Here is a 15,046-nt window from a genome sequence, read left to right on the forward strand (position 1 = left end):
GGGGCTGAGAGCAGTGGGTGCTCAGGAAGCGGGGTAGACCGCGACCACGTCGCGGGTGCGGAAGACACCGTGCCCGTCCGCCGCCACGTACAGGGGGACCTCGGCGGCTGCGGGCAGGGTCTTGGCCGTCCCGGTCCGTACGCTGACACGGGCCGAGGCGCGCTCGGGTGTGTCTGTGCCGTCCGTGGTGATCGGCAGCCGCCCGTACAGGGAGGTGGCTTCCGTCTGGTCAACGGCGTGCACGATGCCGTACGCCGTGCCGTCGTCGGCCACGGCCGTCAGGTCGATGCCCTTCGTGCTGGCGGTACTCGTGAAGCAGTGCCCGCGTCCGGTCGCCAGGTCGAACCCGGCCTGGCCGGAGATGAGGAAGTCACCGTTCGGCGAGAGGCGGGTGGAGGACTGCGCCGATCCGGGCTGAAGGGTGAGCGTCTCGGCGGAGGTGCAGCTGACCTTGGCCTTGATCTTCCCGGTGGCGAGATCGTGCACCACCAGCATGGTCTTGTCGGTGTCGGAGAGAGCGGGCGGGTCGGTCTGCGTGTTGCTGGTGTGCCAGGCGGCCACCAGGTACGGGCCGCTGACCGCGAGCGGGATGCCGACGTGCATGCCGCTGGGGGCCACGCTGGTGCTGGTCCAGGCGTCGCCGACCTGGAAGCCGTACGTGCACGGGGTGCCGCTCTTGGTCCACTGGTCACAGCCGTCCTGCTGCTGGAAGGCGGAGACGACACCGTCGGCGGTGGCGAAGGCCGCAGAGGCCTGAACGGTGCAGGATCCCGAGCCGCAGCCGGGCACCTTCAGCGACGTGGTCCGCACGGTGCGCTGGGCGCCCGTGGCAGCATCGACCGCGACGGCCGTCTCGTGTACGCCGCCGGATGCAGGGCCGACGAGGAAACCCGAATCGGTGGCGGTAAAGGAGGAGGCGGTGTCGTCGGGCGCCGCCAGGTCGAGGTGATGTTCGGCGCTCGCCGTACGGGCGGAGTCCGCCGCAATGACGTCGATCGTGGTGGTAGGGCGGGACGTCGTCAGGCTGTTCCCGCTGGTCTCGCCCAGCCGGGCCAGCACCACCTTCTCACCCGCCGTGCCCTCCTGGACGAAGACACCGGCACGGGCATTCGTGAGCGCCTCGGGAGTGAACGTCCACACGGTCTTGCCGCTGGAGAGGGAGAAGGCACGCACCCGCGATCCGTCGGCGGCTGCCTGAATCACCAGGGCACTCTTGGGTGCGACGGCGACCAGGGGGAAGCCGCTGGAACCCGGCTCGGTGTCGGCGGCCTCGACGCTCGCCGACGTGCTCCAGCCGGCCGCGGAGTCGAATCCGTCCGGCACCGGGAGCCGGACCGGTGCCGCGGCCTTGCGCGTTGCCCCGGTCGTCGGATCAGACTCGCCCCCCGAGGCGCCGCTGCACCCGGCCAGCGCACCGAGGACGAGTGCCGCCATCCCCGCAGCGACCACCCGGTGCGGTGCACGGCGCGATCTTGCCGACGGCCGCGCGTTACGTGCACCGGTCGGCGCGGATATGGAGCAGTCAGTCATCAAGTCCTCCGTTCGGGAACGTGCATTACCGCCGGTCGACGCCACACTCTCACATTTTCCTATACCCCTTGGGGGTATTTTGTGGCGGGGTCGGCGCGACAGTCGGATGACTTCTCCACATGGGGAAGCCGCCGTTCAGCGACGGTAGAGGCGGGTGGCGCGGACCGCAGGCGACATCGCCGCGACTAGTCAATCAATGCGTGTACTTGACGCATCACTGAAGGAGGGCGGACCACATGGCCAGCACCCCCCGGCCCCATTTCGCGCGCGTGGCACGCCTGCGGGGCGCCGAGCAGGGAGTGGTCGACGAAGCGGCCCGCCAGGGGCTGATACCCGAGGACATCGCTCACGCGCTCACCGCGCCCGATGTCAGTGACCTTCTCCTGTTCCAGGGGTTCGCCGTGGTGACGGACCTCGACACCCTTGTGGGCCCCTCCTCGGGTTTCGTGGACGTTCCGCGCCACCTGACCGACGGCGAGATGCCCGCGCGTGTGAACGTGGCGGACCCGGCGCAGTGTGCCGCGCTGTACCGCAGACTCCTCGTAGGCGGGACCGCGGCGGAACAGGCAGTACTGCTCAACCGTGAGGTTCTGTGCCGCCTGTGGCCGCGACGGCTCGCCCCGCACACCGTCGCGGAGGTGTGGGAGCGGCGGTTCCCGGAGCTGACCGCGCCGTGAACACCGAAGCGAAGCTCGCGGTCGCCCGCATCGTCCTGGACGCGTGCGGCCCGCTCGGCTACCACCTGTCCGGCTCGCTGGCGCTCCATGCCCTCGGGATCGCGGGGGCCCGGCCCGCAGACGACATCGACGTGTTCACGGACCAGATTCAGGCCTACTCCCCGGCGGTGCGGACGGCCGTCGCCGGCATGCTGACCGCCCGGGGGTACCGAGTTGAGGAGCTCCGGAGCTGGGCCTTCCACCCCCTCGCGCAATGCGACCAGAACGGGGACCTGCTGGTCACTCATCCAGAGCATGGCACGGTCACCGTTCAAATGGCCCGTATGACCAGCTACTTCGCCCCCGCCACCGTCAAGGCGATGCCGGTGGCAGCCGTAGGCGATCTCCTCTACGGCAAGCTGGAGGCTCCTGAACACCGCCTGGCGGCCAAGGACTTCGTGGACCTGGCCGTGCTGAGCCGCCATCTGGGACAGGGAGTCGTCGACTCCTACCTGGCTGACTACGTCACTGGGATCGCGGGGCTCCGGCAGATCCCCGAGACGCAGGTGCGTGAGGAGCTGTACGTCCGGCTGGCCCAGGTCGCCGACATCCCGGACACGGCCTTCGCCAGGTACGGGTTGGAGCCGCAGGCCGTGACGCTGCTGCGCGCCGACCTGCTGGCCTGGGCCGAGCGAATCGCACCAGCCGTGATCAATCAGAGCCGCCTGGAACCCGGAGTGGCCGCCGGCCTGGAGGGCATCGGCAGGACGGATGTGCTGGCCGCCCTGACCCGACTGGCACGCGCGAACTCCCTGGCCCTGCTGAGCCCGCCCGAGCTGAGCAGCCGACGCGGCCAGATCATGGAGACGGCGCTGACCGCCTCCTACGGACTGCGGCAGCAGGCCGAGCAACTCCCCGAAGGCGTACCAGTGCCCCAGGACACCGCCGAGGGGATGCAGGAGGTTCAGCAGCTCCTCGACGAGGTACAGCGCATCACCCTGGAAATCCAGCGGCGCTCCAGGCTCACCGCGCGCCAGCGAGCGGAAGAGGCCGCCGTACGGCGCGCACTGGCCGAGCAACTCGATACCGACGCGACCCCGAACCCGCACCACGCCGCAGCCCAGTTGATGGCGCAGGTGAGCCGGCGACGTCGGCACTCCGAGGCGGAGGAAGAACTCCAGCATCACCGTCCGCAGACCGGTCCCGGCTATGGAGGCGTACGGACATGACCGCCTCGGAAGCCGCCGCGCCACGCGACGAGCCCGCCCGCCCCCAGTCAGACGACGCGAACAACACCGGGGACAACGGCACTTCCCGCAGCGACCGAGCCGACCGCGTACAGCTTGCGGACAAGTCACTGCCTCTCTTCGTGCTGCGCGAGCACGCCACCAACTACGCCGCGCTCTTTGCCCGAGCCAGAGCCGAGGTGGGCCACGGCCAATGCCTCTGCCAGACCCCCGCCCTCCGGCTGGTCATCCGGTGCAGCCGAGCCGGCCGCTACCACCTGGCCGGATGGCCCGGCGAGGGCGAACTCCACGATCCCAGCTGCAGTTTCCACAAACTCGCCTCCGAAATGACCGGCCGCGACGCGTACAGCGCGGAGGCCATCCGTGAGGACGACGAGGGCGTAACGATCCGCTTCAGCGCCGCCCTCGCCCGAAAGCTCAGCGACCCGGAACCGGCGAAGGCCTCCACCGAACCACGCGAAGGACGCGCACGCCGGACCGTCGGACTTCTCGGCCTTCTCCACTGGTTGTGGGAGTCGGCCCAGCTCACCGCGTGGCACCCACGCTGGCACCGACGCAGCTGGTGGATCTGCCACGCGCGACTGAGCGAACACATAGCCGGATGCTCGATCAACCACGAGGACCTGGCCGACGCCCTGTACGTCGTGCCGCCCTTCCGCAAGGAGTACGCCCGTCGCAACACCGCTGCCTTCGAGACGTTCCTCATCACCCGGCTGAAGCAACGCGCCGGCACCCAGCGCCGCGGGCTCATCCTGGGCGAGATCAGGGACATCAGCCCCACCCGGTACGGCGTCCGGTACACGCTGGCACACCACCGCGGCGCCCTTTTCGCGACAACCGCTCTCGACGAGCGGCTACGCCGCTCGTACCGCCCGGCCTTCTCCAATGCCGCTGCTGAACACGGAGCCCGCCGCATTGGCCTGTTCCTGGTCGAACTCAGTCCCAAGGACAACGTCAAGGTGGTCGACATGGCGGCCATGCTGGTCTCCGGGCTGTACATACCCGCCGACTCCAGTCATGAAGTGGTGATGGCAAACGCCCTAACCGAGGGCGGCCGTGCCTACGTCAAGCCCGTGCGGTACGACGGAAGCAACCTCGTATTCCCGGACTTCGTCCTCACCGACACTCAGCCCCACTCCTATGTAGAGGTCTACGGAATCCACGGCAGAGAGTCGTACGACCAACGCAAGCGTGTGAAACAGGCCTACTACCAGAGCCAGGATGCCGGGTTGATCGAATGGAACGTTGCTGAATCCATCCCGGACGTTCGGCCGCCATAGTTCTTGCGGAAGTGGACATATTCCCTCAGGTCGTCGCGGGACTGCCGGCTCAAGGGCAACGGCGTTCACCTGGCCATGCTCGGCATCACCCGTCTCCACAACATGGCCCTCATCGGACAACTCCCGCCTCAGACGGGACAGCCTCTAGGTGCTCGTATCGGTGTCGGAGGGGGACGACAGCGATCGGGCTGCGGGGGTGCCGCCCGTCCGGATCTGCTCCGCGAGCCGGTGGAGCAGCGAGGCCGCCATGCCGTTGAGCGCGATGGCGTCCGATCGCACCCACGAGGCGCTGCCGATCGCGCCGTCGTTGTGCTGGGGGCCGCTGGCCTGGCTGAACAGGGTCTGCATCAGGTCGGCATACGCATCCGCCTGGTCCGCGAGCCGGTCGAGCATGGTGCCGTACCTGTCATCCTGGTCCTGGTCATCACGCTTCTTGGTGCCGTTCTGCGGCCAGACGTTCAGCTTGCGCATGGACTCCACGGCCAGCCGGGTCTCTCGGATGGCGTCCGGGTACTCGCCGGCCATGATCTGCTGGGCTGTGGTCCGCAGGTGCTTCGCAGCGGTGGCGAGCAGACCTTCGTTCATCGGCAGGGGCACGGTGACCGTAAAGGAGACGGCCAGCCCCAGCTGCTCGATCTGGTTATCCCAGACGCTGGCCGGCACCCGCCGCACCTCCTGGACGTGAGCGAACGGGTGCCCGGTGCTCTGCGGCAAGGTGCCTTCGACGTCGAGCTGGAAGGCCATGTCCTGGCCGTTGCGGTGCCTCTCAAGCTCCAGGACCTGCTCGGAGGTGACCGGGACGATCAGCTCCACGGACTGCACGTTCACGTTGGTGCGGAGGGGTACCGATACCGGCACGATCGATCCGATCCAGCCGAGGCCGTCTGCCGCCCTCAACTCACCCGAGAACGTGACCTGGTTGACGGCTTCTGCAACGTCGAGCCGCTCAACCTCGATCCGCACAGCCAGACGGTGCGCGCCGAAGCCCGGCATGAGGGACAAGGGCGGTACGCCTCCCGGCTCCGGCGACCTCAGCCGCAGCAGCGTGCCATCCTCAAACTTCATGTCCGAAGCCATCGTGCCTCCCTGTTCAGAAAGCGATTGTGGGACATCAGGCGTCACGTGCGCACACCTTTACGGACAGCGTGGAGGCGTCACGTCAACACCGGTACCGACACCTCCTCCTGTTTATGCAGGTGGGCCGTGCATTCGGAACACGAAAGGGTGAATGGTGGAACTAGCGGAACCCGTGGGTCGGACTGGTCGTCTGACCACGCGAGGGATTAGGCGGCTCCCTGACCGGTCCCACCCGATGTGGGGACGGTTGGTTGCCTCATCCAGCCGGAGGCACGTTTGCGATCTTTCGACAACGAGCGAGGAGGTCTGCGATGAGAGGTCCGTAGGACTGGGCAAGCGAAGAGATCACCTTCGCTGCGAGGTATCGCCACCTGTGCGTGATCATTCGGACCCTATCTTCCTGGAGTTACCCCGTGAGAGGCCCCTAGACCCCAATCCCGCAGCGCGAGCCAGGTCGGCTCGGCCGATGAGGTAACGGTTCAATTCGTAGCGCCTTAAGCGGGCGCGCGGGGACATTTATCAGCTGATGACAACGGAGGCGTGCGATGAGAGGTCCGTAGGACTGGGCAAGCGAAGAGATCACCTTCGCTGCGAGGTATCGCCACCTGTGCGTGATCATTCAACTCAATCGCTGAGGACATCTCATGAGAGGCCCCTGACCAAGGCTCGCCGATTCGAAGCCATATCAGGATCGGTCGGCGAGGCAGTTTCCCATCCCCTAGCGCCGTGGCTGTAGGCGCGAAACCCAAGAGGTGAACCCATGACCGTGATCACAATCACTCTAAGGAGACTTCATGCCAACACCGAATTCCGTAGACGACATTAGGCGACTGCTCTATCCGTACCTGAAAGCGATCCTCATCATCGTCGTCTCCCTATTGTCGGGCGCCATTGCCGGATTGGTAGCGAGGGCCTTCGGGAAGCCATGGTGGGACTGTCTTTGTGCAGTACTCATGGTTACGGGAGGTACTGCCGCCCTCCTCTTCGCTGCCGGTGCTTATATCACAGCAATTCAAGCGAATCACAAACTCTAAGTAGTTACCCAGTTAATTAGAATATGCCGCCTCAATCGGGCTCAATGCCGCAGTGCATTGGGCCCGATTTGCTTGCCTCGCCAGAGCCGCAGACTTCCTGAACTAGACCTTGCTGTAGGGAACGCCCTTGGTGTCGAGCAGCGAAGCAACTCGGCCAGTGTGCTTTTTATGAACCGCGCAGATAAGTAGCTGCTCTGCCCGGGAGCCGGCGACGTAGAGGACCCGTCGCGCTTCCGTGTTGTGGTCGCCCTCCCAGTCATCCAGAACCGTCCGCTCGGTGACCTTGTCCACCCGCAACCTGTCCGGCAGGACGAGGACCACTCCAGGGAACTCCATGCCCTTGACGCCGTGGACGGTGGAGTAACGGATCAATGGGCTGTTGCCGTAGCTGGCCACGCTGGCCCAGGCGTCTTCCGACGGCGCCCTGAACAGCTTGCCCAGATCGCTGGAGTCCGGGGCCTGCAAGCCACCCCAGTCGGCCGTCTTCAAGAAATCGCGCACTGAGCCGGCGAAGTCACCGCGAGCCGTTCCCTCAGCCTCCAGCCCCAGAGCCATCCGTACGGCGAAGCCCTCCAGCCACCGAGGCTCGACCCCCACCTCTTCGCAGATGGCGGCGAAGCTGTGATGCTCTACCTCCCGCCCCACGGTCAACGCCGCCAGGACGGCACGTTGAACCTGTTCGACGGCCTTGAGCCGAGTCTTCGGGGACGTCTCCCGCGACCGGAGCTTGGCGCCGGCGTGGGCGATGGCCAACACGCGGTTGCTCCCAGCGCTCTCTTGGCCGCCTACGCCAGCGGCCTTCATCCCGTGCGCTTCGGCGTGAGCCAGGAGCATGAGATCGTTCGGCGCCAGCTTGTGCTGCTCGGCGACTTCTAGGACCGCGGGCACGATCTGGTCAAGCGTCGAGAACTCGATCAGCTGCACCGGGGTCTGGATGATGGAGTTGTCACCCCGAGCAGTTTCTACCAACTGCCCAGACCTCAAGGCGCTGTTGAAGGCGCAGATGGCCGGGGAACTGCGCCAGTTGTCTTCGAGTTCAAGCTGAACCGGAAGGTTGGCAGTGAACTCCTGGACGGCCGTCGGAGTGGCCTTGCGGAACTCGTAGATCGACTGGTCGAGGTCGCCGACCATGACCACCCGAACCCCGCAGTCACGGAGGAACTGAAGGACATCGAGTTCCTCTCGGCCGCAGTCCTGCGCCTCGTCCACGATGACCTCGGCAAAACGAGTGCGCAGCAGGCCTTCGAGGATCGCTCGCTCCTTGGCGCTGGCCAGCCAGAATGCGGCCAGGAGACGGGCAGCCTCGCAGGTGATGGTCCCGGCCCTCAGGAGCCGGCCGAAGATGTGGGACGCGTTCGCTTCAGCTTCCTGTTTACGTTGCGACAACATACGAAGCGCGACGGCGTCACCGAAATCCCGAGGTACGCGGTTGAAGTTCAGGTGGGCCCGAGCATCAGAATCGAAGTCGAACCACTCCAATTCCAGGTTCTTCGTCCGCCCCATGTCGGGGAGTCGGAAGCTCGTACTGGCCACGTCCCGCCAGGACTGGACGTAATTCGGTTTCCGCTCGTACGCCTTCACGTACAGCGGTGTGACGATGAAGCGGTGGATGAAGGTGTCGAACGTGCCGACGAAGTGGGGCACCCGCAGAGCCTCCACCTGGCTCCCACACCGGTGCCGGACTTCGTCCACGGCGGCATTGGTGAACGAAATCAGGGCAATGCCGCGTCGGGGCTCCTCAGCGGTCCGCTTCAGGAAGCGGGTGACCATGGCCCGGGTCTTGCCGGCCCCAGGGCAGGCGGCCGCGAAGAGGCTGTCTTCGGCGTCGACGAGCGCCTGCTGGTCGTCGGTGAGCGTCATGTCGTTCAACGTGCCTCACCCGACACGTCCGTCAGGACGCCCCGGATGGCTTCGTCCAAGTACTGAGGAGCCTCGAACGTGCCCCCGCTGGCGATGGCCAGAGCGACGTCGTGCGCGAACTCGCCCTTGCCGATGAACTTCTTGTGCGTGCGGAGCTTCAAGTAGAAGCCCCAAGCAGGCCCTCTCTCGTTGTCGAGGATCGCCTGCCACTTTTTCTTCGAGCGCGGCTTCTGCTTCAGGAAGGCCGCCTTGAGCAGGGGCTCATTGGCCTCGGGCGTCAGGAGGTCAGCCTCAAGGGTGTGCGGGGCTTCAGCGACGACGAGGTGCTCGGCCGCGCCGATGGACTCGGCGTGAGCGGTCAGCCGGTCCTTGCGGTTGTCCACCGCGGTGTCGTCATCGTCATCTGCCGGCTCGTCCTCATCTGGTTCGGCGTCCTCTCCCGTGGAGTCGCCTTCGGTTGGGACGACCGCCGGCTCCTGGGCCTCGCCCTGGCCGTCCTCGGTCTCCCCTTCCTCTGTCTTCTTCTCCTTGGGGATATCCGGGTCGCCGTCGGTGATGACGGTCAGCTTGTCCAGCAACCGGCAGCCGTTGACCTCTGACAGCAGCAGCGTGATGTACGGGGCGAAGTCGACACTGCCGACGTTGATGATCGTGACGCCGTGGAAGTCCCGGCGCTGTTTGGCCTGGTCCTCGCCGCCGAAGACGCAGTGGCGGGCGATGACCGGCAGCAGGACGGCCTCAGCGATCCCCTCGACCAGGATGACCCGGCGGGCGAAGAGCAGGCCGGCCCGCGTGGCGTCCAGGTACTGGTTGATCTTGCGCCGCTCGTCGTCGCTCAGAGCAAGCTTGGCCAGCGGGAGCGCCTGGGTCTTCCGGCGCAGGACTTCCTCGCCTTTCTCGTCCTGGACGGTCTCCTGGTCCACGCGCGTGCGCAGTGCCACGACGTTCTCGATGCCGACGCTGCTGGCCAGGTTGGGCGAGTGGGTGCTGGCGATGACCTGGATGCGGCCAGCCGGGCCGAGGGTGTCGTCCTTGAGGGAAGCCTCGGCCTGCTCCTGGAGGTAGTCCAGTAGGACGGCCTGGAGCTGCGGGTGGAGGTGCGCCTCAGGCTCCTCGACGAGGAACAGCGTCAGCTCCATGCGCTGGGCGTTGCGAAGTTCCAGGATCACCGTCGCGATGAACAGGAGGTTGGCGTAGCCCAGGCCTGACTCGGTGAGGTCGGCTGGCGGGATGCCGGCCTCGGCCATCTTCACCCGCAGGCTGCGCGCTAGGCGGTGGAGCTCGTATTCGGCGAAGGTGACCTCAACTGTCTGCCCGCGGACCGAGTCGGTCAGCTCGCCCAGGTGACCCTGGATCTCCTCGGTTGTGGCAGTCAGGACGGGATGCTTCTTGAGCTCCGTGAACGACTTGTTGGCTTGTACCCGGAACTCCTCCTGTTCGTCTTCCTCAGTGAGGTAGCGGATGATCCGCAGGAGCCGGTTGCCGTCGGAGGAATCCAGCTCCCGTTGGGCGTCCCTCAGCGGTGCCAAGTAGACGTGCGCGATCTGGTCGCGCTTGTCGGGCTCGGCGTCCGGCCCATCCACCGGACCCGCGGTCACGGTAGGACGCATCTGCTGCCGAACCTCGTCCCGCTTGTACGTCGTCGTGTAGGTGGCCTCGTTCGATTCCACGTCGAGCGCGGTGATGTAGTGGGCCCATTGGGCTGCCGACAGGTCATCGTACGTCGCGCGGAACTGAGCTTCCTGCCCTTCGCGGCCGTGGGACAGGTCAACCTCGTCGAACCAGCGCGTGGCCCGTCGGTTGAGCGGTGTGGTGGCGAGCCGGAGTGCCTCGATGACGTTGGACTTACCGGAGTTATTCTCCCCCACCAGCAGCGTGATGCCGGGTCGGAAGTCAACCTCGATGTCGTAGCACGACCGGAAATTCTTGATACCAAGCTGCCGCAGATACATTCCGGATTTTGGCTTGCCCTGACTCACTTACGCGCCCCCCGCTAACCAATGAAGCCATTTTATATAAAATCGGTCCCCTGCACCATGCGCCACATAGGGCATCTCTTACGCACTTTGGCACACGATCCACAGAGTGCTCGGATGAACCGACAAGTAACACAGCGTGGTCTTGGTCACGTTGCGTTGCCGCCGCTCCGACCATGACTGCCCGTCGACCAGGCCTACGCCGCCTGAAGCGCGACGTCGATCTCCCCGAGACTGATGACCTCGATCCCGTCGAGATCGGCCGTGAACACCATCCACAGCCGCGGCCCGGCTCGCAGCGCCCAGGACCAACCGTCGGGAGCAGGCCAGGAGTTCGGATCGACCAGAGCCCCGGCGATGAGCTCCATGACCTCCTGGCGGTCGTCGTCCGACAGCTCCGTCAGCGCCTGCTCGACCTCAACCGCAAGATCCACCGTGTACGTCATCGTTGCCCCCTGTGCTCCGTGATCGTCTGGAGCCAGCACCGTACGGCTTGGCTGTCGAGCGGGTGAGGGCCTGTGGATAACTCTCGATCTACTGTGCCGAAGCGCGATAGATGTCACCAGCGGTTGTCGCCGAACTGCGATTTCGTGGGCGGCGAGGCATGGCGGTTGTCACCAGATCGGCGCCCAATCTGTCACTGGCGGTGACGCTGGTATCGGTCGTTGTCGGCCTGATGGCCGGCCTGCTATCCCTACTCGACGACAGTCGACTGCCCACATGCATCAGGGGCGGCAGTGCCGCACTCGGGGTGTCCTTGGCGCTCCTGCTCCTGGTTCTTGCCAGCCTTGGGGCCTGGGCCTGGGCCTGAAACGGAGGGAGGTCCCCAGAAATGGGGCCCTCCCTAGCCCTCATTCCTTCGCGGCGGTCTGTCGGTTCGCTCGGCTGCTACTTTCGGCTGTGGGACGTCGCAGAGCCAGTCCCCGACGTTCGACGTTGCTAGTGTCAGTCGCCCCAGGGCGGCGACTGACACCGTCTGTCTGGGAGCCGACCGCGACAGGATGAGGCTCATCGAGGCACTGGTGGCGCCCAGGTCCGATGATGGTGCACTACCTCAGGCTGACCTGACAGTTTCCCGATTAGGATCCCTGGTCGTGGCAGACATCCCCGACGAACTGATCAAGCTGGAACGATCCGCCGAAGAGGCGCGCGCGAAACTCGCCGGCCTCTCGGATGACAAATACGAGGAGCAACGCCGAGACTGGCGCGACAAGGCGGCAGCCTTCCACGTCGCAGTGGCCGAGTACGCGGCACGGGACGACGTGGCCATGTCCCGGTACGAGCTGGAACAGGCCGTGAAGCAGGCCGTACGGCACGCCGAGGAAGACCCGGCGGACTAGCCCCGCTTCCTGTGACTGAGCACGCCAGGTGGCCCATGTGTACTTCAGTTGGCCGCTCGTGTGCGCAGCGCTGCATGCACCGACCACTAGATGATCGGCCAGTCCGGCTTCCTGCTCAGCGTGCGTCCGAAACCCGGCGCACACGGATGCATTCGCCAGGGCACTTCCTCGCGGAGTTCGGCACGTCCGTGAGCTGCGTCAACGTTCAGCCTCCGACGCCCGGCGTCTACTGGGCGCAGATGTCGTCAGCGATCCACATATCCAGGTCGACAGGACCTCAGCTCCGGCCTCGCTGTCGATTCCAGCCCCAGCTGCGCAGCCCTCTGGCCACCGCTGTTTTCCTGTTTCTGGAGGCGTGAAACTAGCGCGAGTCGGCCCGGTCTGACGGGTGTTGAACACTTCGACGTTGCAACAGCCCGCTTCCGAATCTTGTTCTACGGGTATCTCCCTAACGAGCGAGAGGGCGAGAGGGCGAGAGTAACGACGGAGACACCTCGACCGCATTTGTGATCTTGAGGTTTCAATCGATGCTTCTCGTCTGATAGTCAAGGTGTCCGTCTCGGACATGCGAAAGCCCCAGCTCAGTGCCTGCGAAGCTCAAGCCGGGGCCTTCGGTCAGCACTCACAAAGGAGCACCTACCTATGCACAGTATCTTCCCGCCCCCCGGCGCTGATAACCGCCCCGTCATGGGCTGGCCCGAGGCCGCAGTCAACATCGCGACGATCGGGGTATTCGCCGCCATGATCTTCATGGGAATTCTCCCCGCAGGTGCCTTCGCTTTCTCGATGGCCATTCATCTGGGGCGAAGCAGCTGATTCCTTGTAGTGGAGGCCCTGCCCTGGAGGCGGGGCCTTTTCACACGCGCTGGCGCAACACTGTTCACGGCCAGGTGGACACCGCCGAGCAGGGCCAGTCGTGAAGGCACGCCACCCCGAACCCGCCGACGCCTGACCTATGAAGCGACGGGCCACGTATCCAGCGTCTCGCCCGTCACCTCGTCGACGAGGGTCACGTGGGAGCCTGCCCGGCCGGTGCACTCGCTGACCCAGAGCGTGAACTTCGCCCGCGCCACCTTCTCGCTGCCCCACCAGCCGTGCCGCGCCGGCTTCCCACCGACGGTCAGGGTGAGGTGGTAGCGGTGCTGCTCATCCATGCTGCTCGTCCTGCCAGTCGTTCTCATCCGTCCATAGGCGCACCTGCGGCGTTACGCCCAGCTCGGCCGCGACCTCGGCGAAGACTTCTCGAAGGTCGGCGAGGATTCCCTCCTTCGTGGTGGGCATGTTCGGTGCTGGCTCATACACGGCCCAGCCGTGTTCCCAACACGGGTCGAGCCACCGGGGCCCCTGCGCCGTGTGGAGGATGCGGACCGTCGGGCTGGGCTCTCCACATGCGGCGCACGGCTGGAGCGGCAGGGTGGTGATCCGGGCGCGCACCTCGCTGCGAGGCGGGGGGAGACGGTGCGGGCGGCAGCGTCGCCGGGTCGACGTTGTGCCGTTTGAGCAGCTCGCCGACGGTCATGAGGTCCACGATGTCTCCTGTGCCGCTGGGGTGCGTGGGTCAGGCTAGCGCCTAGAATCGAACACGTGAACGACCTGCCGCCAGATCCTGCGCGCCTCCGCGCCATCCTGGAGTACCTGAACCGGCAGGTAGCCGACCACGAGACCGTCGGCATCTACCTCCGGCTCCAGCGCGACGCCGTCCAGGCCGCACTCGCCAAGGCCGAAGCCCCGCCGCCGCGGCGCCCGCGGCTCCCCAAGGGCGGGGCCGGTCTCGGCCCGACCGTACGGATCAGCGTGCGGCCGACCTTTGTCGTGCAGCAGAAGCGCTCACCCCGAGGACCGGAGCCTGCGATCGTCCACCTCGGCGACTGCTCGATGGTGGAGGGCACCCCGCATCCGATCGGCGAGCATGATGCCCGCGTCTCCCTGACCGATCCGAACGTGGAAGCGTGCGCCTTCTGCCGTCCGGACACCGAGCTGGGGTTCATCGACTAGGCCGGCCGGGGCTTCCGCGCCGAAGTTCTCTTCGTCGTCTTCTTGGCCGGCTGCTTCTTCGCGGCCTTCTTCGCCGCGGTCTTCTTCGGCGGCAGCTGGTGAAGGCGGCGTCTGTCTCGCCGCGCGACGCCTGGGCCTTGGCGACGGACTCCTGCAGCGCGGCCATCAGGTCGAGCACCTTCCCCGGCGCCTCCGGCTCTGGGACCTCAGGGAGCGGCTTCTCCTCGCGCTTCGCTTCGATCACCTTGGCGAGGGCGTCGGTGTAGGTGTCGCGGAGGTCGTCGCCCGCGAGGTCGTCGCGGGTCATGCGGTCGATGAGGGCGAGCGCGCTGTCGATCTCGTCGGGGGACAAGTCTGCGTTCGGCGTGTCTACGGCGCCGGGGTCGCGGATCTCGTCGGGCCAGCGCATGGCGTGCAGCACCAGCACGTCGTCCCGTACGCGGATCAGGCCGAGGCGCTCTCTTCCGCTCCAGGCGTACTTCGCGACGGCCACCTTCGATGACCTGCCGAGGGCCTGCACGAGGAGCTTGTAGGGCTTCGCCGCGACCTGCCCATCGGGGGACAGGTAGTAGCCATCGCCGATCCGTATCGGGTCGATGCTGTAGAGGGGCACGAACCCGGCGATCTCGATCGCCTTCGCCGTGGGGAGGGGGAGGTTCGCCAGGTCTTCGTCGGTGACGGGCACGACCTGGTCCTTGGCGTACTCGTAGCCCTTGCCGATCTCCGACTGAGCGACCTCGCGGCCTTCCAGCTCGCACACCTTGCGCACCCGGACGCGGCCGCCGTCCTCCAGGTGGTACTGGTGGAACTGGATGCTGTGATCCTCGGTGGCGCCCACGACGTGGATAGGTACCGTGACCAGGCCAAATGAGATGGCGCCGCTCCAGATGGTCCGGGGCATGGGGGTACCTCCGCGACAGCCCCGAGCATGCTCAGCCTACGAGCCGTAGGGGCGCCCCGCACGCGCACACCAGCCCCGGCCGCAGGCTGAGGTCATGGCCACAGATCAGCCCATGGTCATCTACCCGCCCGCGGTGGACGGCGGTCGGCG

The 15,046-nt window shown here is 66.2% G+C and carries 14 protein-coding genes and 1 pseudogene; 7 read left to right on the top strand and 8 right to left on the bottom strand.

Annotation, left to right across the window (positions count from 1 at the left end):
- Window positions 1-21 precede the first annotated feature (21 nt).
- The gene (locus tag ABZ928_RS41410) at window positions 22-1,434 is read right to left on the bottom strand and encodes a hypothetical protein (protein ID WP_361530938.1); all 1,413 of its coding nucleotides are present in this window, start codon (window positions 1,432-1,434) and stop codon (window positions 22-24) included.
- Window positions 1,435-1,766: 332 nt separating this feature from the next.
- Here ABZ928_RS41410 and ABZ928_RS41415 point away from each other — a divergent pair, with 332 nt between their 5' ends.
- The 4 genes and pseudogenes from ABZ928_RS41415 to ABZ928_RS41430 form a co-directional block, all read left to right on the top strand.
- Entirely contained in the window at window positions 1,767-2,207 is a 441-nt protein-coding gene (locus tag ABZ928_RS41415) for a hypothetical protein (protein ID WP_361530941.1), read from the top strand.
- Entirely contained in the window at window positions 2,204-3,415 is a 1,212-nt protein-coding gene (locus ABZ928_RS41420) for a hypothetical protein (RefSeq protein ID WP_361530944.1), read from the top strand. The genes ABZ928_RS41415 and ABZ928_RS41420 overlap by 4 nt, the downstream gene beginning before the upstream one ends.
- Entirely contained in the window at window positions 3,412-4,713 is a 1,302-nt protein-coding gene (locus ABZ928_RS41425; protein ID WP_361530947.1) for a DUF1173 family protein, read from the top strand. The genes ABZ928_RS41420 and ABZ928_RS41425 overlap by 4 nt, the downstream gene beginning before the upstream one ends.
- A gap of 36 nt (window positions 4,714-4,749) precedes the next feature.
- Window positions 4,750-4,830: pseudogene (locus tag ABZ928_RS41430) on the top strand (IS5/IS1182 family transposase); the annotation flags it as partial.
- 27 nt (window positions 4,831-4,857) lie between these two features.
- Here the strand turns inward: ABZ928_RS41430 and ABZ928_RS41435 are convergent.
- From ABZ928_RS41435 to ABZ928_RS41450, 4 genes are all read right to left on the bottom strand, one after another.
- The gene (locus ABZ928_RS41435; RefSeq protein ID WP_361531265.1) at window positions 4,858-5,790 is read right to left on the bottom strand and encodes a hypothetical protein; all 933 of its coding nucleotides are present in this window, start codon (window positions 5,788-5,790) and stop codon (window positions 4,858-4,860) included.
- A gap of 1,136 nt (window positions 5,791-6,926) precedes the next feature.
- On the bottom strand, window positions 6,927-8,684 hold the full coding sequence (locus ABZ928_RS41440; RefSeq protein WP_361530950.1) for an ATP-dependent helicase: 1,758 nt from the start codon (window positions 8,682-8,684) through the stop codon (window positions 6,927-6,929).
- Window positions 8,685-8,689: 5 nt separating this feature from the next.
- A complete protein-coding gene (locus ABZ928_RS41445) occupies window positions 8,690-10,636 on the bottom strand; it encodes an AAA family ATPase (RefSeq protein ID WP_361530953.1) in 1,947 nt (648 codons plus the stop codon).
- 221 nt (window positions 10,637-10,857) lie between these two features.
- Window positions 10,858-11,106, bottom strand: a complete 249-nt coding sequence (locus tag ABZ928_RS41450) for a hypothetical protein (RefSeq protein WP_361530956.1) — start codon at window positions 11,104-11,106, stop codon at window positions 10,858-10,860.
- A 648-nt stretch (window positions 11,107-11,754) separates the two neighbouring features.
- Here ABZ928_RS41450 and ABZ928_RS41455 point away from each other — a divergent pair.
- Window positions 11,755-12,000, top strand: a complete 246-nt coding sequence (locus ABZ928_RS41455; protein WP_361530959.1) for a hypothetical protein — start codon at window positions 11,755-11,757, stop codon at window positions 11,998-12,000.
- A gap of 642 nt (window positions 12,001-12,642) precedes the next feature.
- Complete coding sequence (locus tag ABZ928_RS41460) at window positions 12,643-12,816, top strand: hypothetical protein (protein WP_361530962.1); 174 nt, start codon at window positions 12,643-12,645, stop codon at window positions 12,814-12,816.
- A 137-nt stretch (window positions 12,817-12,953) separates the two neighbouring features.
- Here ABZ928_RS41460 and ABZ928_RS41465 read toward each other — a convergent pair whose 3' ends face one another.
- Both ABZ928_RS41465 and ABZ928_RS41470 read right to left on the bottom strand, forming a co-directional pair.
- Complete coding sequence (locus ABZ928_RS41465) at window positions 12,954-13,154, bottom strand: hypothetical protein (protein WP_361530965.1); 201 nt, start codon at window positions 13,152-13,154, stop codon at window positions 12,954-12,956.
- The gene (locus ABZ928_RS41470) at window positions 13,147-13,281 is read right to left on the bottom strand and encodes a hypothetical protein (protein WP_361530968.1); all 135 of its coding nucleotides are present in this window, start codon (window positions 13,279-13,281) and stop codon (window positions 13,147-13,149) included. Before ABZ928_RS41470 ends, ABZ928_RS41465 begins: the two co-directional genes overlap by 8 nt.
- Window positions 13,282-13,584: 303 nt before the next feature.
- Here ABZ928_RS41470 and ABZ928_RS41475 point away from each other — a divergent pair, with 303 nt between their 5' ends.
- Window positions 13,585-13,995, top strand: coding sequence for a DUF6233 domain-containing protein (locus tag ABZ928_RS41475; protein WP_361530971.1), 411 nt, complete (start codon window positions 13,585-13,587; stop codon window positions 13,993-13,995).
- Here ABZ928_RS41475 and ABZ928_RS41480 read toward each other — a convergent pair.
- The gene (locus ABZ928_RS41480; protein WP_361530974.1) at window positions 13,985-14,896 is read right to left on the bottom strand and encodes a Ku protein; all 912 of its coding nucleotides are present in this window, start codon (window positions 14,894-14,896) and stop codon (window positions 13,985-13,987) included. The genes ABZ928_RS41475 and ABZ928_RS41480 overlap by 11 nt on opposite strands.
- Between the last annotated feature and the right edge of the window lie 150 nt (window positions 14,897-15,046).

Source organism: Streptomyces sp. NPDC046909, assembly GCF_040644695.1.
Classification (GTDB): domain Bacteria; phylum Actinomycetota; class Actinomycetes; order Streptomycetales; family Streptomycetaceae; genus Streptomyces.